Annotated in this window: 22 protein-coding genes; 13 read left to right on the plus strand and 9 right to left on the minus strand. The window is 65.7% G+C overall.

The annotated features are described in order from the left end of the window. Positions 1-75: 75 nt before the first annotated feature. The 4 genes from AC4PRM_RS03510 to AC4PRM_RS03525 form a co-directional block, all read right to left on the minus strand. Positions 76-261, minus strand: coding sequence for a hypothetical protein (locus tag AC4PRM_RS03510; RefSeq protein ID WP_373256194.1), 186 nt, complete (start codon positions 259-261; stop codon positions 76-78). Continuing rightward, the gene (gene hppD / locus AC4PRM_RS03515; RefSeq protein WP_492038795.1) at positions 262-1,350 is read right to left on the minus strand and encodes a 4-hydroxyphenylpyruvate dioxygenase; all 1,089 of its coding nucleotides are present in this window, start codon (positions 1,348-1,350) and stop codon (positions 262-264) included. Between the two features lie 112 nt (positions 1,351-1,462). Then, positions 1,463-2,248 (minus strand): C40 family peptidase, encoded by a 786-nt coding sequence (locus tag AC4PRM_RS03520; RefSeq protein ID WP_492038796.1) that lies wholly within the window; start codon positions 2,246-2,248, stop codon positions 1,463-1,465. Positions 2,249-2,335: 87 nt separating this feature from the next. Then, positions 2,336-3,718: a leucyl aminopeptidase family protein gene (locus tag AC4PRM_RS03525; RefSeq protein ID WP_492038797.1), complete on the minus strand. Its 1,383-nt coding sequence runs from the start codon at positions 3,716-3,718 to the stop codon at positions 2,336-2,338. 93 nt (positions 3,719-3,811) lie between these two features. Here AC4PRM_RS03525 and AC4PRM_RS03530 point away from each other — a divergent pair, with 93 nt between their 5' ends. The 5 genes from AC4PRM_RS03530 to thrS all read left to right on the plus strand — a co-directional run bounded on the left by AC4PRM_RS03530 (position 3,812) and on the right by thrS (position 8,008). Next, positions 3,812-4,624, plus strand: coding sequence for a tetratricopeptide repeat protein (locus AC4PRM_RS03530; protein WP_492038798.1), 813 nt, complete (start codon positions 3,812-3,814; stop codon positions 4,622-4,624). Positions 4,625-4,801: 177 nt separating this feature from the next. Next, on the plus strand, positions 4,802-5,206 hold the full coding sequence (locus AC4PRM_RS03535) for a hypothetical protein (RefSeq protein WP_492038799.1): 405 nt from the start codon (positions 4,802-4,804) through the stop codon (positions 5,204-5,206). Between the two features lie 72 nt (positions 5,207-5,278). Then, positions 5,279-5,758, plus strand: coding sequence for an iron-sulfur cluster assembly scaffold protein (locus AC4PRM_RS03540; RefSeq protein WP_492038800.1), 480 nt, complete (start codon positions 5,279-5,281; stop codon positions 5,756-5,758). Between the two features lie 74 nt (positions 5,759-5,832). After that, positions 5,833-6,075, plus strand: a complete 243-nt coding sequence (gene yidD / locus AC4PRM_RS03545; RefSeq protein ID WP_492038801.1) for a membrane protein insertion efficiency factor YidD — start codon at positions 5,833-5,835, stop codon at positions 6,073-6,075. A 4-nt stretch (positions 6,076-6,079) separates the two neighbouring features. Beyond that, positions 6,080-8,008 (plus strand): threonine--tRNA ligase, encoded by a 1,929-nt coding sequence (thrS, locus tag AC4PRM_RS03550; RefSeq protein ID WP_492038802.1) that lies wholly within the window; start codon positions 6,080-6,082, stop codon positions 8,006-8,008. A gap of 27 nt (positions 8,009-8,035) precedes the next feature. Here thrS and AC4PRM_RS03555 read toward each other — a convergent pair whose 3' ends face one another. From AC4PRM_RS03555 to rplU, 3 genes are all read right to left on the minus strand, one after another. Next, entirely contained in the window at positions 8,036-8,569 is a 534-nt protein-coding gene (locus AC4PRM_RS03555; protein WP_492038803.1) for a GNAT family N-acetyltransferase, read from the minus strand. Between the two features lie 163 nt (positions 8,570-8,732). Then, entirely contained in the window at positions 8,733-9,017 is a 285-nt protein-coding gene (rpmA, locus tag AC4PRM_RS03560) for a 50S ribosomal protein L27 (RefSeq protein ID WP_373256204.1), read from the minus strand. 65 nt (positions 9,018-9,082) lie between these two features. Next, complete coding sequence (gene rplU / locus AC4PRM_RS03565) at positions 9,083-9,634, minus strand: 50S ribosomal protein L21 (protein WP_492038804.1); 552 nt, start codon at positions 9,632-9,634, stop codon at positions 9,083-9,085. Between the two features lie 202 nt (positions 9,635-9,836). Here rplU and AC4PRM_RS03570 point away from each other — a divergent pair, with 202 nt between their 5' ends. From AC4PRM_RS03570 to AC4PRM_RS03600, 7 genes are all read left to right on the plus strand, one after another. Further along, positions 9,837-10,496 (plus strand): hypothetical protein, encoded by a 660-nt coding sequence (locus tag AC4PRM_RS03570; RefSeq protein ID WP_492038805.1) that lies wholly within the window; start codon positions 9,837-9,839, stop codon positions 10,494-10,496. Between the two features lie 153 nt (positions 10,497-10,649). Then, positions 10,650-11,507 carry a cation diffusion facilitator family transporter gene (locus AC4PRM_RS03575; protein WP_492038806.1) on the plus strand — a complete coding sequence of 286 codons (858 nt, stop codon included), beginning with the start codon at positions 10,650-10,652 and terminating at the stop codon, positions 11,505-11,507. 40 nt (positions 11,508-11,547) lie between these two features. Next, the gene (locus AC4PRM_RS03580; protein WP_492038807.1) at positions 11,548-12,681 is read left to right on the plus strand and encodes a CobW family GTP-binding protein; all 1,134 of its coding nucleotides are present in this window, start codon (positions 11,548-11,550) and stop codon (positions 12,679-12,681) included. 14 nt (positions 12,682-12,695) lie between these two features. Beyond that, positions 12,696-13,376 carry an SDR family NAD(P)-dependent oxidoreductase gene (locus AC4PRM_RS03585; RefSeq protein WP_492038808.1) on the plus strand — a complete coding sequence of 227 codons (681 nt, stop codon included), beginning with the start codon at positions 12,696-12,698 and terminating at the stop codon, positions 13,374-13,376. A gap of 46 nt (positions 13,377-13,422) precedes the next feature. Further along, entirely contained in the window at positions 13,423-14,388 is a 966-nt protein-coding gene (locus AC4PRM_RS03590) for a WD40 repeat domain-containing protein (RefSeq protein WP_492038809.1), read from the plus strand. A gap of 59 nt (positions 14,389-14,447) precedes the next feature. After that, entirely contained in the window at positions 14,448-15,155 is a 708-nt protein-coding gene (mtgA, locus tag AC4PRM_RS03595; RefSeq protein ID WP_492038810.1) for a monofunctional biosynthetic peptidoglycan transglycosylase, read from the plus strand. A 115-nt stretch (positions 15,156-15,270) separates the two neighbouring features. Beyond that, complete coding sequence (locus AC4PRM_RS03600; protein WP_492038811.1) at positions 15,271-17,271, plus strand: ubiquitin-activating E1 FCCH domain-containing protein; 2,001 nt, start codon at positions 15,271-15,273, stop codon at positions 17,269-17,271. 43 nt (positions 17,272-17,314) lie between these two features. Here the strand turns inward: AC4PRM_RS03600 and AC4PRM_RS03605 are convergent, their stop codons facing one another. Beyond that, on the minus strand, positions 17,315-18,226 hold the full coding sequence (locus tag AC4PRM_RS03605) for an isopenicillin N synthase family dioxygenase (RefSeq protein WP_492038824.1): 912 nt from the start codon (positions 18,224-18,226) through the stop codon (positions 17,315-17,317). Between the two features lie 243 nt (positions 18,227-18,469). On the opposite strand from AC4PRM_RS03605, the gene AC4PRM_RS03610 reads away from it, so the two are divergent. After that, complete coding sequence (locus AC4PRM_RS03610) at positions 18,470-19,144, plus strand: YiaD family glycine zipper/OmpA-like lipoprotein (protein ID WP_492038812.1); 675 nt, start codon at positions 18,470-18,472, stop codon at positions 19,142-19,144. A 52-nt stretch (positions 19,145-19,196) separates the two neighbouring features. On the opposite strand, the gene AC4PRM_RS03615 is transcribed toward AC4PRM_RS03610, so the two are convergent. Beyond that, positions 19,197-20,501: a UDP-glucose dehydrogenase family protein gene (locus tag AC4PRM_RS03615; protein ID WP_487921590.1), complete on the minus strand. Its 1,305-nt coding sequence runs from the start codon at positions 20,499-20,501 to the stop codon at positions 19,197-19,199. Positions 20,502-20,605 lie beyond the last annotated feature (104 nt).

Consider the following 20,605-nt stretch of genomic DNA (forward strand, 5'->3'; position numbering starts at 1 on the left):
TTGCAGGCGCAGCCTTGCACAGACCGCGCCAGAGAGACTATCCGGAGTTGTTTTTATACAATCTGAACGGGCACCTTAGCTGTTTCGCTCATAGGCCCATTTCCAGAGGCGATAGACGCCCATGGGGACGAAGCCGAGGACGAGAGCTCCGGCCAGTGCCGGCCAGAACCCCCCCTCGATCCAGGCACCGGTCAGCCCCGCACCGATCCCTGCCAGGGGCGGACCCAGCCAGGGCAGCCAGCCCGGTGGCGGCCCTTTCATTCAGGCATCGACCTTGATCACACCCCGACGGATCTGGTCCAGCTCGATGGAATCGAACAGGGCCTGGAAGTTGCCGTTGCCAAAGCCCTCGTTGCCCTTGCGCTGGATGATCTCGAAGAAGATCGGGCCGAAGGTGTCCTGGGTAAATATCTGCAGGAGCAGGCCCTCCTCGTCCGAGCCGTCGATCAGGATGCGGTTCTTGCGCATACGCTCCACGTCATGCCCGTGGTTGGGCAGGCGTTTGTCGATCAGCTCGAAATAGGTCTCGATGGTGTCCTGGAACGCAACACCATTGGCCTTCATGGCCTCCACCGTCGCGAAGATGTCCTCTGTCGTCAGGGCGATGTGCTGGATGCCCTCACCGTTGTAGCGACGCAGATATTCCTCGATCTGGGAGTTGTCGTCCTGGCTTTCGTTCAGGGGGATGCGGATGGCGCGGTCCGGCGCGATCATGGCCTGGCTGAACAGGCCGGTCGCCTTGCCCTTGATGTCGAAATACTTCTGTTCCTCGAAGTTGAAGACCGAGTTGTAGAAGCCGGACCAGGTCCGCATCTCGCCGCGACGGACGTTGTGGGTCAGGTGGTCCAGGATTTCCAGGCCGTAGGAGTTCTTGCGCTCGGCCTCTTCCCAGCCCTCGATCTCGTCCCAACCATCGTACAGCGAGCCCTTCTCGCCGTACTGATCCACGACATACAGAAGCGAGCCGCCAATGCCTTGCAGGATGTAGGGATAGTCGTCGCCCAGAGCTCCGCCGGCGACCCCTTCGGCCGCACGGGCACCGCGAGACAAAGCGCCTTCATAGGCGGCCTTGGCATCTCCGGTGCGGAAGGCCATGCCGTTGGCCGACGGGCCGTGGTCGCGCGCAAACTCGGCGGCCTGACCGACCTTGTCCGAACGATGGACCAGAAAACTGATGTCGCCCTGCTTCAGGCGAACCACATCGGTCTTGGGGTTCACATGCGTCTGGGTGAAACCCATCAGCTCCAGCTTGGAGATCATCTCGGCCCCGTTAGGACCGGTGAACTCTACGAACTCGAAGCCGTCGACGCCGAGGGGGTTATCCAGATCGATCTGCTTTGCGTCGGTCATGGGCCGTCTCCTGATTGGGGGTGCGGCGTATGCTCGCCGCTGACGGAGCGGAACCTAGTGACCACGGACGCCAAAGCCAAGGCGTTGCGGCCTCACGCTTTGGTGCGGCGGCTTACAGGCGGCGATAGATCGGGGCCGCAAACCCGTCGGCGATATAGCGCGACACGGCCTCGACCAGCGGTTCGATGACGACTGCGCCATGGTGGCCGGTGGCATGCAGCACACGCCCGTCGTCCAGCACAAACGCCGAATGCCCGCGCCAGGGCGTCTCATCGGCCTTGAGCCATATCACCAGATCACCTCGGCGAGCAGACGAGGCGTCCACGGCATGTCCCAGCTCGGCCTGCTGGTCGGCATAGCGAGGGGCGGCCAGGCCGCAGGCATAGAGCGCCTGCTGGATCAGGCCGCAGCAGTCCGTGCCTTGTGAAGAGCGACCGCCCAGAACATGCGGCACGCCGACCAACCGCTCGGCCACGTCCACGGGGTCCGCCGCGAATACACCGATGGGAGCGGACGCACCGGTCTTGTTGTCCTCGCCGACGAAGGCGTTCAGGGGCAGTTCGGCAGACACGGAGGTGACGATGGCTTCGGCCAGCGGAGCCCCCTCCTCCAGCGCAGTCCGGTCGATCCAGCCGACCACACCATCGCGCCGGGCCTTGCCCCAGACGCGGTCGCCCTGAACATCCAGAACGTCGAACGCTTCGCCGAAAATGATCTGATCAACTGGGGCTTCCGCGCCCGTCGGCCCGGCTGCGATATCGGCCAGCGGCACGACACAGCGCATCGCCCGCGTCGCCCTGAAGAGTTTCGCACGCACGACACCTTCCAGCGCCTGTTCAGCCAGATCGGGCCGGGCAAGCGTGGTTCTGGGATCAAGGCTGGTCGCGGTTGCGGTCAAACTGGGGTCCGTCCGTTGAACAGCTATCCTGAAGCATGAAGGCGAAAAGGCCGTTAACGGATCAAGGCCGGAATGCGGCGATTGCTTTTATCCGGGGTACCGCCGCGACAGCATCTCGAAGCACGCCCGCATCGCCTGCGCCTCTCCACCTTCGGGCCAGCCGGGGCGGGCGCGGGGGTTCCAGGCGAAGATATCCATATGCGCCCACGCTCCGGTGGTGGGTGCAAACTTCTGGAGGAACAGGGCCGCGGTCACCGAACCGGCCTGAGCCCAGGCCGAACTGTCGTTCTTGACGTCGGCGATCTCGGTGTCGAGCGCCGCGATATAGCCGGGCCACAGCGGCATCCGCCACATCGGGTCGCCGACAGCACGGGCCGCAGCCAGCACATCCGCTGCCAGGGCCTCGTCGTCCGTGTAGAGCGGGGGCAGTTCTGGCCCCAGGGCGATGCGCGCCGCGCCGGTCAGGGTGGCGAAATCCAGCGTCAGATCCGGTGAATGCTCCGAGGCGCGGGTCAGAATATCGGCCAGGACCAGCCGCCCCTCCGCGTCCGTATTGCCGATCTCTATGGTCAGGCCCTTTCGGCTGTTCAGAATGTCACCGGGACGGAAGGCATCGGCCGACACCGCATTCTCGACAGCGGCGACCAGCACCACCAGTCGCACCGCCAGACCCGCCTGCATGACCAGCCGCCCCAGGGCGAGGGCATGCGCCGATCCACCCATGTCCTTCTTCATATTGCGCATGCCGGCGGCGGACTTGATGTCCAGCCCGCCCGTGTCGAACACGACGCCCTTGCCGACCAGAGCGACCAGCGGCAGGTCGGTTCGATCGAGATTCCAGCCGATCTCGATCACGCGCGGAGCCCGCTCTGTCGTCGCGGCCCGGCCCACGGCATGGACCGCCGGGTAGTTCTCTTCCAGCAAGTCGTCGCCGGTCGTGGCCGTGAACGTGGCCCCGTGGGCTTCCGCGATTTCCCGCGCGATGGTCTCGATCTGAAGCGGCCCCATGTCGGCGGCCGGGGTGTCGATCATCTCGCGCGCCAGGGCACAGGCCGAGGCAATGCGCGACAAAGCCTCGACATCGACGGAAGCGGGCACCGACAGCCGGCCCCCCGATGCGGCCCGGGCCTTGTAGCGATCGAACCGATAGGTCCCCAAGGCGAACGACTGAGCCGCCCGTGCTGCCTGATCGTCGGCAACGCCGTCCAGACGCCACAGCCCGGCCGGCAGCCGCGCCGCCAGCCCCCGTACGGACGCCGGATCGAAGCGGTCACCCGTTCCGAACAGCGCCCCGGCCAAGGCCCCGTCTGTGGCCGGCAGCATCAGCAGTTGCCCGGCCTTGCCGGTGAAGTCGTGCGCCTTGGCCCACGCCGCTTCGGGGCCCGACAGCGTCTCGCCACGACCGACCAGACGGACCGGAAGCGACCCTTGCGTCTCATGGGTCAGGACATCGGGATGCAGCACGGACATTCGGCGGCCTTTCCGGCCCGGAGGACCGATCTTAACCAAGAGTTGACGCGAACCGCCGAGTCTAAAAGCTCGACCTTCAACGGAGCGTCCTCCATGTCGCCCAACCTCGCCCGCATCGCAACCGCCGCGCCCGTCGCAGCCATCCTGATGGCGCTGTCCGGAACCGCCTGGGCCCAGCAGGCTCCTGCCGCCGCTACGCCCGCGACCAGCCGCCAGCCGGCGACCGCCCAGGAACGTGCAGCTTACGACCGTTCCGATGCCTTGAGCCGCCAGATTTTCTGGTCCGACCAGGCCGAGATCAACCCGATGGACCCCGACGCCGGGGTCAAGGCGGCCCAGGCCCTGCGCGAGCTCGGGCGTTTCGATCAGGCCGCCGAAATGGCCCAGCAGGTGCTGCTGGTCCAGCCGGCCAATGTCGACGCCATGCTGGAATCCGGCCGCGCCCACATCGCCCGGGGCCAGGCCTTCTATGGCATCGCCGATCTGGAAAGGGCGCGCGACACACGCCCTAACGACTGGCGGTCATGGTCCCTGCTGGGTGCCGCCTATGAGCAGGTGCGCCGCCCCGACGACGCCCGCGCCGCCTGGGCCCAGGCCCTGGCCCTGTCGCCGGACAATCCGGATGTCCTGACCAATATGGCCGTGGCCTCCATGACCCGGGGCGACACCCTTTCGGCCGAGCCCCTGCTGCGCCGCGCGGTCGCCCAGCCCGGAGCCTCGCTGAAGGTCCGGCTGAACCTGGCCCTGGTCCTTGGGCTGAACGGCCACATGGCCGAGGCGGAGCAGATGCTGCGCCGCGACCTACCGCCAGAGGCCGCCGACCGTAATCTGGCCTGGCTAAGGGCCCGCTCGGGCGGCGCGACCACCGATGCCTCGCGCACCTGGGGCTCGCTACAGGGCGGCTAAGTATTCTCCCTCCCCTTCGTGGGGAGGGATTTCGGCGCAAAGCGACGACAGGGTGGGGTGCGTATCAGAGAGCTCCGGCCCTTTCGAACCCACCCGGTCGCCGCACGACCACCGTCCTCATAAAGAGCAGCACGACCTGCGACCGTTTCTGACGCAGGTGCATGTCACCCTGCAGCCATGACCGGCCCCCTCCATCCCGACACCCCGCGCGAACACATGCTGGACAAGGCGTGGCGACGCGTGGCCCAGGCACTCGACACCGGGCGCTCGATAGAGGCCGTGCGCTGGCTGCGAATCCACGCCATGCTTCTGGAGACCGAGCGGACCGAAGGCCGCGCCCGCGACGCTGACAGAACCGACCGACGACGCCCGCCCCCTCGAAACGCTCGCGACGGCGAGGCTCAGGCCGCTGCCGCCCTGCGCCGAATTCAAGCCGAAAACCCGTTTCTGACGCGCGAAGTGCACACAGTGCACTCAAAAAAATCCACGCCCGCACCGTCCGCTTTACCCGCCCGCCACGAACCCGGTCTCAGTCGCGCCGAACGTCGAAGACGGCTCAAATATAGCGCGCGAAGTCCTTGAGCGGGGGGGCGAATACGTCGGTAGCCCCTCGGCAGGGTTCCCGCTCCCTCCACGAACGCCTATATCGCAGCCATGATCGACGCGCTCTACAGCACGCGGATACTGACGCTGGCGGCGAACCTCCCGCACAGTGGACGGCTGCCTGAGCCCTCCCCTGATGTGCGTTTCGGCACCGGCGAGAAGGTCGCCAGGCTCTGTGGCTCGCGCGCCATTGTCGATGTCATTCTGGACGACACTGACCGCGTCGTCGACTTCGCCCAGGACATCAAGGCCTGTGCCCTGGGTCAGGCGGCAGCGGGCGTCCTGGGCGAGAGCATCATCGGGGCCAGCATCGACGAGATCCAGACCGCCCGCGACGCCATGGTCGCCATGCTGAAGTCCGGCGGTGAGGGTCCGACCGGTCGCTTCGAAGGGCTGCGTGCCCTGCAACAGGTCGCAGACTACCCCGCTCGCCACGCCTCGACACTGGTCGCCGTCGAGGCGACGCTGGAGGCCGCCCGCCAGGCAGCCCAGAGAGTCTCGACCCGAACTAGCCTCGCCGGCGCGGCCTGAGGGTCCGACGCCGGTCACGTCTGGCCTCACGCCCGGTTGCCCCGCCCGCCGCGACGCGGGATAAGCGGCGCAACATGGCTCTCGGCGAAACCCTCTACGAACGCGGCGTCCGCGCGGCCCACCGGGGCTACAAGCTGACGCTGTCTCCCCTGATCGGGCAACAGTGCCGGTTCATGCCGACCTGTTCCGACTATGGCCGCGACGCGCTGATCCAGCACGGACCGGTCAAGGGGGGATGGCTGACGGTCAGACGCCTTTGCAAATGCCACCCCTTCGGATCATCGGGCTATGACCCGGTGCCGCCCTTAAAAGACTGAAGCGATGATCGAACTGAAATTCCCCGACGGTGCCGCCCGCGAATATCCGGCCGGATCGACCGCCCGCGACGTGGCCATGTCCATCTCGCCCTCGCTGGCCAAGAAGGCCGTGCTGGCCGAGCTGAACGGCGAGCAGCGCGACATGGATCGTGTGCTGGAAACGGGCGGGTCGTTCCGCCTGATCATGCGCGACGACCCTGCGGCGCTGTACACCATCCGGCACGACACGGCGCACGTGCTGGCCGAGGCGGTCCAGAAGCTGTTTCCCGGAACCCAGGTCACCATCGGCCCGGCCATCGACGACGGCTTCTACTATGACTTCTACCGCGAGACGCCCTTCTCGACCGACGACTTCGCCGCCATCGAAAAGGAGATGGGCCGGATCGTTGATCGCGACGCCAGGTTCGAGCGCGAGGTCTGGGACCGCGACGAGGCCATCCTGTTCTTCGAGGCGCGGGGCGAGAAGTTCAAGGCCGAGCTGATCCGCGACCTGCCGGGCACCGAGACCATCACCCTGTATCGTCAGGGCGACTGGATCGACCTGTGCCGGGGACCGCACTTCCCCTCCACCCGCCATGTCGGCAAGGCCTTCAAGCTGACCAAGCTGGCCGGGGCCTACTGGCGGGGCGACAGCAACCGCGAGCAGCTGCAGCGCATCTATGGCACCGCCTGGGCGACCAAGGAGGACCTGGACGCCTATCTGCAGCGGCTGGAAGAGGCCGAGAAGCGCGACCACCGCAAGGTCGGCAAGGCGATGGAGCTCTTCCACATGCAGGAAGAGGGCCGGGGCATGGTCTTCTGGCACCCCAAGGGCTGGGTCCTGTGGCGGGTGCTGGAGGCTTATATGCGCCGCCGCCTGGACGCCGCCGGCTATGTCGAGGTCAAGACGCCCCAGGTTCTGGACCGCAAATTCTGGGAACAGAGCGGCCACTGGGACAAGTACCGGCCCAATATGTTCGTCTGCGAGACGGTCGAGGGCGAGGAGCTTTCCCTCAAGCCCATGAACTGCCCGGGCCACGTGCAGATCTTCGACCAGGGCCAGCGGTCGTATCGCGAACTGCCGCTGCGCATGGCCGAGTTCGGCGCCTGCCACCGCTATGAGCCATCGGGCTCGCTGCACGGCCTGATGCGCGTGCGCGGCTTCACCCAGGACGACGCCCACATCTTCTGCCGTGAGGACCAGATCGTCGAGGAGACGGCCGAGTTCATCAAACTGGCCCGCAGCGTCCACGCCGACCTGGGCATGGAAACCGCCTACATCAGCCTGGGCACCCGGCCCGAGAACCGCGCCGGTTCGGACGAGTTCTGGGACAAGGCCGAGGCCCTGATGGCCGAGGCTGCCCGCGCCGCCGGGACCGAGCCGGTCGTGACCGAGGGCGACGGCGCCTTCTATGCACCCAAGCTGGACTTCATCGTCAAGGACGCCATCGGCCGCGAATGGACCTGCGGCACCATCCAGCTGGACTATGTCCTGCCGGAGCGGCTGAACGCCACCTACATCGCCGAAGACGGCCAGAAGCACCGTCCGGTCATGCTGCACCGGGCAATCCTGGGGTCGTTCGAGCGCTTCATCGGCATCATGATCGAGAACTACGCCGGGGCCTTCCCGCTGTGGCTTTCGCCCGTGCAGGCCGTGGTGGCGACCATCACCTCCGACGCCGACGGCTATGCCGAAGAGGTGGCGGCGAAGTTCCGGGCTTCGGGCCTGCGTGTCGAGACCGATCTGCGCAACGAGAAGGTCGGCTACAAGGTGCGCGAGCACTCGGTCGGCAAGGTGCCGGTCATCGCCGTCGTCGGTCGTCAGGAGGCCGAACAGGGCCAGGTCGCCATCCGCCGCCTGGGCTCGCAGGCCCAGACCGTGGTCAGCGTCGAGGAGGCCATCCGGATGTTGACCGAAGAAGCAACGCCGCCCGATTTGCGTCCTCAGGCGTGACAGCAGGCTGGCCTGAGGACCATAGCCTCAGGCCAGCCAGACCATCCTGCGCGTGTCGGTGACCGCACCGCGGGCCAGGCTGAAGCCCTTGCGGACCTCGCCGGTGTAGAGAAACCCAGCCTTCTCCAGCACTCGCCCGGAGGCGGCATTGTCAGCGAAATGTCCGGCCATAAGGGCGCGCCGCTTCCAGTGCTTCGATGCCCAGACCAGGGCACCATCCAGCGCCTCTGTCGCATAGCCGCGGCCCCAAAACGGGCGCCCGATCCAGTAGCCGACCTCGGGGGCCGGATCCTGATCCTCGAACAGGCCGATGACGCCCACCGGGCCGTGGGTCTCGTGCTCGATCAGAAACGTCGCGGCCCGCTTCGGGTCCTGCCCGGTGACGGCCAGGATGAAATCCTCGGCATCGGCGCTGGAATAGGGGTGCGGCATGCGCAGGGTCATCCGCGCGATGTCCGGGTCATTGGCCAGGGAGGCCAGACGGCCGACGTCCTGCGGGTTCGGACTACGCAGCGTCAGCCGCCGCGTCTCCAGAACGGGGGTGGTTTCGATCACGCACATCGGCGTCGCCTTCGATCATGCCGCCCCCTTTGGAGGGCTCGGGCGGCTCGAGGCGGGGAACGCAAACGGGGAGCCTGGTGATCCAGACTCCCCGCGGAAAACTTCCCTGGTCCGGATCGGCTGCTGTGGTGAGCAACGCGATCCGGTGTGATCCAGTCTCGCGTTACTCGGCGGCCATCGCCTGTTGGTCGTCGTTGGCCGGGAGAATCGACACGTAACAACGGCCGTTGGCTTTCTTCGTGAATTTCACGGCACCGTGGGCGGTGGCGAACAGGGTGTGGTCGCGGCCCAGGCCGACGTTGTCACCCGGGTGGAACTGGGTGCCGCGCTGACGCACAATGATATTGCCGGCCAGCACGCGCTCGCCGCCGAACTTCTTCACGCCAAGGCGTTTCGACTCGGAGTCGCGACCGTTACGCGACGAACCACCGGATTTCTTGTGAGCCATAGGTCTGCTCCGTCTTTCTCTAGTGCGCCAGCGACCGCGAGGTCAGCGTGTGCGCGAAACTGTTCTTACGCTTCGTCGGTTTCGGCGGCCTTGGCCTTGGGGGCGGCGGCTTTCTTGGCCGGGGCCTTCTTGGCAGCAGGCTTGTCTTCGGTCGCGGCGGCCTCGGCCTTGGGGGCAGCGGCCTTCTTGGTAGGCTTGGCCTCGACTTCGGTCTCTTCCGTACGCGGGGCCAGACCGCGAGCACGCAGGTTCATCTCGGCCTTGGTCATCAGCGAGGTCTCGCCGTCCCATTTGGCGTTCTCGCCGGCACCGTCGATGCCGGTGATGCGCAGGACCGATTCCATCTGACGATGGCCGTTGGTACGGCGATAGCCCTGACGACGGGTCTTCTTGAAGATCTTGATCTTCTCACCCTTGCGGGTTTCGACCAGGGTCGCGGCGACTGCGGCACCCGCGATCAGCGGCGCGCCCAGGGTGATACCCTTGTCGCCACCCAGCATCAGGACGTCGCCCAGTGATACCGAAGCGCCAGCCTCGCCATCGAGCTTCTCGACAACGATGACGTCGCCCGGTTGAACCCGGTACTGTTTTCCGCCGGTCTTGATCACCGCGTACATGTTGGAGCCTCAGCGTAAACGCAAAAAAGATAGCGCCCGAAGGAGACCCCTCGGGCGAAGAGCGGCGACATATACGGAACGCGCCCTTCGAGTCAACGCCGAACGCCGGGAAAGTCAGTGATTACCGACACCGTGCACCTGCACCCACAAATTCTGCCGCACCCTCTCGACTATTATAAAGTAACACGATAGGAAGGGCGCGATGACGCCGTCCGATCTCCAGCAACCGATCCTGCTGTCCGTCCTTGGGGCCGGGCTGGCGACCGCCTTCCTGCATGCGGCCCTGCCGACGCACTGGCTGCCGTTCGTGCTGGTCGGCCGCGCCCAGCGCTGGAGCCTTGCGCAGGTCATGAGCGCCGTCGTCACCGCCGGCCTGGCCCATATCGTCACCACCGCCGTGGTCGGCAGTCTGATCGTGATGGCAGGTCTGGCACTGGACCGCTGGATCGCCGGCGTGCTGCCCTGGATTTCAGCTGGCCTTCTGTTCGCCTTCGGCACCTTCTACCTTGTGCGCGCCGTGGTGAGACGTCCCGTTCTGGCGGGAGGCCCCCCGATGGACATAGCCGAGCCCTCGGTATCGCACCGCGCCGCCTTCATCGGCCTGGTCGCGACCCTTGCCATATCGCCCGGCGAGGTGCTGCTGCCCTTCTATCTGTCACAGGCCACACAGGGGTTCGCGATTCTGGCGGCGCTGACGGTGGTCTTCGCCATCGGCACGGTGGCGGGGATGGCAGCTTTCACAGCCCTCGCTCGTGCAGGTTATTCCGTCCTGCGGCTGGAACGTTGGGCCCGCTATGAAGGCGCAGCTCTGGGCCTGTCGCTGATCCTGATCGGCGTCCTGGTGGCGAGCCATCATCACTAGGTCTAGAGAGGCGTGATGGCCCACGACCACGCTCATCCGCACGATCACGATCATGACCACGGGCATGACGACGCGCACGGGCACGGGCATTCTCACGGCCACGATCATGGTCACGGCCATTCCCATGGCATCGGCGGACATCACCACGGCCCTGTGAATACCGGCGACTGGCGATATGCCGTCGGTCTTCTGGTCAATCTGGCGTTCGTGGCGGTGGAGTTCGGGGCCGGGGTGATCAGCCAGTCCACCGCCCTGATGGCCGACGCGGGCCATAACCTGTCGGACGTCCTGGGCCTGGCCATGGCCGGCGGTGCCGCCTGGCTGGCCCGTCGCGCATCGGCCAGCCACCGCACCTATGGCTTCGGCAAGGCCACCGTGCTGGCCGCCCTGTTCAACGCCCTGCTGCTCATCTTCGCCTGCGGGGCCATCGCCTTCGAGGCCGTGCGTCGCCTGAACGATCCGGCCCCTGTCGGCTCGACCACCGTCATGGTGGTGGCGGGCATCGGCTTCTTCATCAACCTCGGCACGGCCCTGCTGTTCATGAAGGACCAGCACAAGGATCTGAACGTACGCGGGGCCTATCTGCACATGATGGCCGACGCTGCCGTCTCTCTGGGCGTCGTTCTGGTCGGGGCGGTCATGCTGGTCACCAACTGGGCCATCCTGGACCCCCTGGTCAGCATCGTCATCGTCGTCCTGATTTTGCTGGGGACCTGGGGCCTGCTCAAGGACAGCGTCAATCTGGCCCTGGACGCCGCCCCGCGCGGCGTGGACGTCGCCGCCATCCGCGGCGGGTTTCTGGCCCTGCCGGGTGTCACCGCCGTGCACGACCTGCACGTCTGGGGCCTGTCCACCACCGAGACGGCCCTGACCGCCCATCTGGTCCACGATCGTACGGATGCCGAAGCCCTGTTGTGCGAAGCGCAGGCCCTGGCCCGCTCCCGATTCTCCATCGGCCACACGACCCTGCAACTGGAGACCGGCGCTCTTCCCGACTGCCCCGACTGCTGACCCCTTCCCATCCGGCCGCCCAGCCTCCATCTAGCGGCCCATGACCGACACCACGCTCAACAAGATCCCCGTCACCGTCCTCACCGGCTATCTCGGCGCGGGCAAGACCACCCTGCTGAACCGGATCCTGACCGAGGACCACGGCAAGCGGTACGCCGTCATCGTCAACGAGTTCGGCGAGATCGGCATCGATAACGACCTGGTCGTCGGTGCCGACGAGGATGTGTTCGAGATGAACAACGGCTGCGTCTGCTGCACCGTGCGCGGCGACCTGATCCGCGTGGTCGCCGGCCTGATGAAGCGCCAGCGTCCCGGCAAGCCGGCCTTCGACGCCATTATCGTCGAAACCACCGGCCTGGCCGACCCCGGCCCGGTGGCCCAGACCTTCTTCGTCGACGAGGACGTCAAGGCCAAGACCCAACTGGACAGCGTCACCGCCCTTGTCGACGCCAAACACGTCATGGCCCGGCTGGACGATTCCAAGGAAGCCCGCGAACAGGTCGCCTTCGCCGACCGCATCATCCTCAACAAGGTCGACCTCGCCTCCGAGGACGAGCTGGTCGCGGTCGAGGCGCGGCTGCGCGCGCTGAACCCGCTCGCCCCCATCACCCGCGCCGAACGCGCCAATGTGCCGCTGGACCAGGTGCTGGGCCTCGGCGGGTTCGATCTGGAGCGTATCCTCGACATCAATCCCCAGTTCGCCAATCCGGCGCACGGCGAGGACGGCCACGTCCACGACGAGCACTGCGGCCATAACCACGATCATGGACATCACGACCACGAGCACCACGGGCATGACCACGCCCACGATCACGGGCACGGGCACACCCATGCTTCTGGCGGCCAGACGTCCGGAGCCAGGGGCCACGCCCACCAGGACGACATCAAGGGCATCTCCCTGTCGCTGGACCGCCCGCTGGACGGCGCGAAGTTCACCGCCTGGCTGGACCAGCTGCTGGGCACGCAGGGTCAGAACATCCTGCGCGCCAAGGGCATTATCGATGTTCAGGGCGAGGACCGTCGGCTGGTCTTCCAGGCCGTGCACATGATCTTGGAGGGCGACCTGCAACGCGAGTGGGGCCCCAGCGAGCGCCGCTGGTCCCGCGCCGTCTTCATCGGCCGCGATCTGGACGAGGTCGCCCTGAAGGCCGGTTTCGAAAGCTGCGCAGCATGAGCAAGGATGCAAACATGAAAACCATACTGATCGTCGGCGCATCGCGTGGCCTCGGCCTCGGCCTCGTCGCTGAACATCTGAAGCGCGGCTTCGATGTCATCGCCACAGTCCGCAAGGCGGCGGACGAGGCGGATCTGAAGGCCCTGCCCGGTGCCGAGCGGCTGACCCTGCATCATCTGGACGTGACGTCTGATGACGACATCGCCCGGCTGGCCAAGGATCTGCCCGCCGACCTCGATGTGGTCTTCATCAATGCCGGCATCTCCGGACCGAGCAGCGTCGTCACCGCCTCGGCCAACGAACTGAACCAGATCATGCAGGCCAATGTCTTTGGCCCCGTCCGCCTGGCCCACGCCCTGCTCGGTCATGTCCGTCCCAAGACCGGCATACTAGCCTTCATGTCCAGTGCCATGGGCTCGATCGCTGAGAACGAGAGTGGTTCCATGGAGGTCTACCGCGCCTCCAAGACCGCCCAGAATAGCTTCGCGCGTTCCTTGTGGCTGAGCGCCGCCAAGGACGTTGGCGTTACGGTCCTGTCGATCCACCCCGGCTGGGTGAAGACCGACATGGGCGGTGCCGGGGCCGACATCGACGTGGCTACCAGCGTGACCGGCATCGCCGACCAGCTGGCCGCCCATCATGGCGTCGACGCCCACCGCTTCATCGACTACAGCGGCCGCGAGATCGCCTGGTAGTTTGCGGGGCTAGCCAGCGGCCCCGCACGTCCTCTAGATCGCGTCCATGACAACCACCTTCGATGCCCAGGTTACCGCCGCCCTGTTTGACGCCACCGGCGCGGTCTTCGCCCTGGGCGATGGCTCGGTCCGCTTCGACAGCGGAGAGTTCAACGCCGCCCATGACGGGGCCATCCTGTGCGCTGCGGTCCATCCCTCCGGCGACGGCATCGTCACCGGCGGCGACGACGGACGGGTCGTCTGGCATCGGCGAGGCGAGGCGGGGTTGCTGGCCAATGCGGCAAACGGACAGTGGGTCGATGCCATCGATTGCGCGCCCGACACCGGCCTGATCGCCTTCTCGGCGGGAAAGACCCTGACCGTCATCGACGCGAAAGATGCCGGCTTCCGTCGCGACTTCGTGCATGACCGCACATTGTCGGGCCTGGCCTTCGATCCGAAGGGCCGACGCATCGCCACCTCCACCTATGGCGGGGCCTGTCTGTGGTACGCCCGGATTGCGGACCAGAAACCGACGGTTCTGAAATGGGCCGGGTCGCACACCTCGGTGACCTTCTCCCCGGACGGAGCTTTCGTCATCACCGCCATGCAGGACAGCCAGTTGCACGGCTGGCGGCTGAAGGATGCCAAGGACCTGCGCATGGGTGGCTATCCCTCCAAGGTCCGCAGCGTCAGCTTCCTGTCCAAAGGTAGCCTGATGGCCACATCGGGTGCCCAGGGGGCCGTCCTTTGGCCCTTCATCGGGGCCAATGGTCCGATGGGGCGCGAAGCCACCGAGATCGGCTATGACGAGGGCAGCCTGGTCACCCAGGTCGCCTCGCGTCCAGAACATGGGCTTCTTGCCGCCGGCCTTAACGATGGCCGCGTCTGGCTGGCCGATCCCGCCGGCCAGGGGCTGAACTTCCTCAAGACCGAAAAGGGCAGCCCTGTCGTGGCCCTGGCCATGAGCCGCGACGCAGGCCGCATCGCCTGGGCCGATGAGGACGGCAATGCCGGGGTTGTCGCGCTCTAGCCCGGACCGTCCATCCGAGCGGGCTTGCTCGCCACGCCTTCCCGCGCCACCCTCCCCTTATGGCGGCATCCGATATCCCTCGCAGGCGACGACCGGTCCTGACCGCTCTCGGTCTGCTGGCTCTGCTCGGCGTCCTCAGCGTGGCCCTGCTGCGCGTCGTCCCGCCCCCCATGACCTTCCTGATGAGTTCGCGCGCGGTCTCGGGCTCGGGCCTCGACTACCGCTGGCGCTCGCTGGACGACATCTCGCCCAATCTGGTTCAGGCCGTTATCGCCTCGGAGGACGCCGGCTTCTGCGGTCACTACGGCTTCGACATGGAAGCCATCGAGAAGGCCCTGCGGGACAATGCCCGCAACGAAGCCCGCGGCCGCGACCGCTTCCGTGGCGGCTCGACCATCAGCCAGCAGACCGCCAAGAACGTTTTCCTCTGGCCCGGCCGCGACTGGATCCGGAAGGGGCTGGAGGCGGGCTATACGCTGATGATCGAGACCCTGTGGGGCAAGCGGCGCATCATGGAGGTCTATCTGAACGTCGCGGAATGGGCTCCGGGCGTCTATGGAGCCCAGGCTGCGGCCCGGCACTGGTTCGACAAGGATGCCGACGCCCTGACCAACCGCGAGGCTGCTCGCCTGGCGGCCATCCTGCCCTCCCCGCGCCGGTATCAGGCGGCGGCCCCCGGCCCCTATGTCCGCCGCCGCGCCTCGCGCATCCAGGCCGCCATGGGAACGGTCCGCAACGACGGTCTGGCCAGTTGCGTCCTCGACTGAGCGGTCGATGACCGCCGTTCGTTAACCTATGCCGTAGGCACCATTCTTAACCCGTTTGGGCGACCTTTCGGCGATTCATGGGCCAGCCGCGCCTGCGATTGACGAAGAGACGACCATGCCGATCCAGCGCCAGATCCTGCGGGCGGGCCACGCCATTACCGCTCTCCTGCGCGATGTTGCGAACGATGCGCGGGGCAATGTTGCCATGCTCTTTGGCCTGGCCTTGCCAGCCCTCGTTATGGTCGTGGTCGGCGGCATCGACATTAACCGCGTCTCCACCGCCAAGGTCGGTCTGCAGGATGCATTGGACGCCGCCACCCTGGCTGCCGCGCGATCGCCCTATACGGCCGCCGCCGATATTCAGCGCGTAGGCATGGATGCGCTGAAGGCCAATCTGGCGGCCTATCCTACGGTCAGCCTGATCGAGAGCGAGACCACCTTCGTTCTGGTCAATGAAGAGGTCGTGGTCGCCGACGCACGCGTCAACGTCCAGACCCTGGTCGCCAACATCGTCCTGCCGCCCTATGGCAAGTTTCTGGACGACGAACTGCCTGTCGGCGTCCATTCCGAAGTCAACCGCGCGACCAAGGACATCGAGGTGTCTCTGGTGCTTGATGTCACCGGCTCCATGTCGGGCAACCGCCTGAGAGATCTGAAAACCGCCGCCAAGGATCTGGTCGATCTGGTGGTTCAGGACCAGCAGTCGATCAATCGCACACGCATGGCCCTGGTGCCTTACTCGATGGGCGTGAACCCGGGACCAGACTATATCGATCTCGTTCGAGGAACTCCGGTGGGCCCAACGTCCATCAGCGGAGCCTCGTGGATGAGCAGCGGCTGGTCCGCCAAGACCATCGGGAACGTCAGCAAGGCCAGCCCCGGCGTCATCACCGCCAACGGACACGGCCTGTCCAACGGCGACTTCGTCTGGGTCAGCGGCGTAACACAGTCCAGTACGTCCGGCACCAACCTGACAACCCTGCTCAATAACAAGGCCTACCGGGTGGCCTCGGTGACTACGGACACCTTCACTCTGGAAAACTCCGGCACGTGGACGCCGGTCAACACCACCGGCACCAAGACCTACAACGCCAATAGCGGCTCGTTCCGCAAATGCCAGATATCGACCTGCGAGGTCGTGGTGACGTCGAACGCTCATGGTCTGGAGTCCGGTGACGACGTCAGCATTCGCGGCGTCAACGGCATGACCCAGATCAACAACAATCTGGACGACGGCCGGACCAGCACGACGGCCCAGACCAATCTGTTCACGACCGTGACCCGGCTTTCGCCCAACAGCTTTTCGCTGAACGGTCGGCTCGGGGCCAACGTCTCAAACTACAGTTCGGGCGGCACGGTGCAGTGTCTGGAACAGGGCTGCGACTTCTTCCTGTTCCAGAACCAGTCCAACAACCACTGGCGCATTCGCCCGATCGTCGATCCCAACACCGAGCGGTCGTGTGTCAGCGAACGCGTCGGAGCGCAGGCCTATACGGATGTTTCTGCCGCCTCCGCCCTTGTAGGCAGGGCTTATGCCTCGACGGACAATCCCTGCCTAGCTTCGACCATCCAGCCGCTGACGGACAACCGCAATACCCTGAAAAGCCAGATTGACGGCTATGCCGCCGCCGGCTCTACGGCCGGCCAGATTGGCGTAGGCTGGGGCTGGTACATGGTTTCGCCGACCTTCGGCTCCATCTTCCCATCGGCCAACCGCCCCGACCCCTATTCGACCGATGGCAAGCTGTTGAAGGTTGTGATCCTCATGACCGATGGCGAGTTCAATACGCCCTATTGCAACGGTGTCGTGTCGGGGGCGGTCTCGGGGAGCGGCTCGACGACCCAGCACATCAACTGTGCAGCGACCAACGGCAATCCCTTCGCCCAGGCCGTAACGATGTGCACCGCGATGAAGAGCCGCAACATCATCATCTACACCGTGGGCTTCGATATCGGCACCGGCACCGGCGGCGCAGGCGTCGACACCGCAAGGGAAGTCATGCAGCAGTGCGCAACGGACCCCAGCCACGTCTACCTGCCGCAGAACGGAAGTTCACTGCAGGATGCCTTCGGTGCGATCGGGCGCAGTATCAGCCAACTGCGCATCTCCCGCTGATGACCAGCAGGCCGGGACGATGCCTTCGTCCCGGCTTACGCTGTCAGATCAGCCGGATTTCCTTCAGCCGTTCCATCAGGAAATCCTCGGCCATGATGGCTTTGCCGGCGTAGCGGTCCGGATTGCCAGGCGTCACGGTCGAGGGCAGGCTTTCGATCACGAAGTCCGGGTTGAAGTGCAGGAAAAAGGGCGTCGAATAGCGGGCATAGCTGGCCCGCTCCGGCGCGGGGTTGATCACCCGATGGCTGGTCGACGGCAGGACGTGGTTGGTCAGCCGTTGCAGCATGTCGCCGATGTTGACCACCAGCGCACCCGGCGGCGGCGCGATGTCCAGCCATTGGCCGTCGGCATCCTTCAGTTGCAGACCTGCCTCCTCGGCTCCAAGCAGTAGGGTGATGACATTGATGTCCTCATGCGCCCCGGCCCGCACGCCCGACGCCCCGGCCGGGACCGGCGGATAGTGCAGCATGCGCAGGATGGAGTTGCCCAACTGGACCTTGTCGGCAAAGAAGTCGTCGCCCAGGTCCATATAGCGGGCGATGGCCTTCAGGATCCTGGCCCCCAGTTGATCCATGGCCGTGAACATCCCGTACAGATGCTCGCGGAAACCCTCGACCTCGGTCGGCCAGACGTTGTCACGCATATACTGACGATAGGGATGGCCCTCAGGCAGTTCGCGCCCGACGTGCCAGAATTCCTTCAGATCGACCGCTGCCGCCCCCTTGGCCGCCTCGACGCCGAACGGGGTCAGACCGCGTGCACCGCCGGTTCCCGGCTGATGGTACTGACGCTTGATCTCTTCGGGCAGGGCGAAGAAGGCCTTGGCATCGTCGATGGCCGCCTCGATCACAGCCTCGTCCAGACCGTGGTCCGCGATCACCGCAAAGCCATAGCGTTTGAACGATCCGCCCAGCTTGTCTGAGAACGCCTGAAAGTCAGTATCGTACAGGGTCATCGAAACCGGCTCGATACCGCGTGCTTCAGGGGTGGAGGCGGAACTTTGGTCGGTCGGTGTCGTCACGGCGGAAACCTTCTGGATCAGGGCTGCGATGTCCTTACGCCCTGAACCCTTCGATTGGCAAAGTCGGGGCGGCGTGACCAAACGCCCACATGGCGCGTTCATGGGCGGTACAGGCTGGAACCTTCACTGTACGGATCGCGTTCCAGCGCCAATCGTCTCCTTGAAAGGACAATCTCTATGCGCGCCAAACTTCTCATTTCTGCCGTCGCCATGTCGGCTCTCATGGCCACCGCCGCCTGCACCACCACCGATCCCTACAGCTCCACCCCGACGCGCAACAACACTGGCACCGGAGCCATCGCCGGTGCCTTGGGCGGGGCTCTGCTGGGTTATCTGACCAATACCTCGAACTCCGAAGAGGGCCGCAAGAACGCCCTGATCGGGGCCGGTATCGGTGCCTTGGGCGGCGCGGCCGTCGGCCAGTACATGGATCGCCAGCAACGCGCGCTGGAGGCCGAACTATCCGGTTCCGGCGTCGGAGTGGCGCGCCAGGGCGACAACCTTGTCCTGCGCATGCCGTCAGACGTGACCTTTGCTTCCAACCAGTCGACCGTGAACTCCAGCTTCTACGCGACCCTGGATGACGTAGCGGGTGTCTTGCAGCGCTATGACCAGTCGACCATCGACATCGTCGGCCATGCCGATTCCGACGGAGCCGACGACTACAACCTGAACCTCTCGCGTCAGCGCGCTTCGTCGGTTGCTCGCTATCTGGTCGATCGCGGAGTGCTGGCCGACCGCTTCTATGTCGACGGTCGCGGCGAGAGCGAGCCGGTTGCTTCCAACGCCACGGAATCCGGCAAGGCCCAGAACCGCCGGGTTGAAATCCTGATCCGCCCGTTCCGCGGCTGATCCGGCACCAGCCGAAAAGATGAAGGCGGCTCCTTTGCAGGGGCCGCCTTTTCTATGCCCGCCCGATGGACGAATAGCGGAAGCCGCGAGCCCGCATGTCGTCAGGGCGATAAACGTTCCTCAGATCGACCATGACCGGCTGCTTCAGCAGCAGCTTGACCCGGTCAAGGTCCAGCGCGCGGAACTGATCCCACTCGGTCAGGATGACCACGGCGTCGGCCCCTTCGACCGCGTCATAGGGGCCGTCTCTGAACACCACCCCGTCCAGCATCTTTGAGGCCTCGTGCATGCCCTCGGGGTCGAAGGCCTGAACCGTTGCGCCGGCCGCCATCAGGGCCGGGGCCACATCCAGAGATGGGGCATCGCGCATGTCGTCCGTGTTCGGCTTGAACGTCAGGCCCAGCAGGGCGACCGTCTTCCCCCTCAGGTCACCGTCCAGCGCCTTGCTGACCCGCTCCGCCATCGCCTTTTTGCGATCGTCGTTGATGCTGACGGTCGTCTCGATCAGCCGTACGGGCGTGCCCGCATCCGTCGCCGTCCGCACCAGGGCCAGGGTGTCCTTGGGAAAGCACGACCCGCCATAGCCCGGGCCCGCGTGCAGGAATTTCGAGCCGATCCGCTTGTCCAGGCCGATGCCTCGCGCAACCTGCTGCACATCCGCCCCCACCGCCTCGCACAGATCGGCCATCTCGTTGATGAAGGTGATCTTCATGGCCAGGAAGGCGTTGGCCGCATATTTCGTGAGTTCCGACGTCCGCCGCCCCGTGAACAGGATCGGCGTCTCATTCAGGTTCAGCGGGCGGTACAGCTCGCGCATCACGCCTTGGGCCCGCTCGTCCTCGGTGCCGACCACGACCCGGTCAGGCCGCTTGAAGTCCTCGATCGCCGCGCCTTCCCGGAGAAACTCGGGATTGGACACGACGGCAAAGTCCGCATCGGGTCGGCGTTCGCGGATGATCCGTTCGATCTCGTCACCCGTACCGACAGGGACAGTCGACTTGGTTACAACGACCGTGAAGCCCTCGATCAGGCCCGCGATTTCCTCGGCGGCGGCATAGACATAGGACAGGTCGGCGTGGCCGTCCCCCCGGCGCGACGGCGTGCCGACCGCGATGAAAACGGCGTCTGCAGCGCGAATGGCGTCGGCTCCATCGAGGGCAAACGACAGGCGGCCACCCCGCACATTGGAGGCGACCAGATCGTCCAGGCCCGGCTCGAAGATGGGGATCTCGCCTGCCTTCAGCCGCTCGATCTTGGAGACGTCCTTGTCGACGCAGGTCACCTCATGGCCGAAATCGGCGAAACAGGCCCCGGAGACCAGGCCGACATAGCCTGTGCCGATCATGGCGACGCGCATGGGAAATCCCTCTTTGACTAACTGCCGGGAATAGCGAGGCCGGTGGCTTTTGACCACCCGCGCCAAACGACACCGCCCGCCCTCGTTTCCGAAGGCGGGCGGCG

The sequence above is a fragment of the Brevundimonas sp. DW-iso22 genome, from assembly GCF_058725425.1.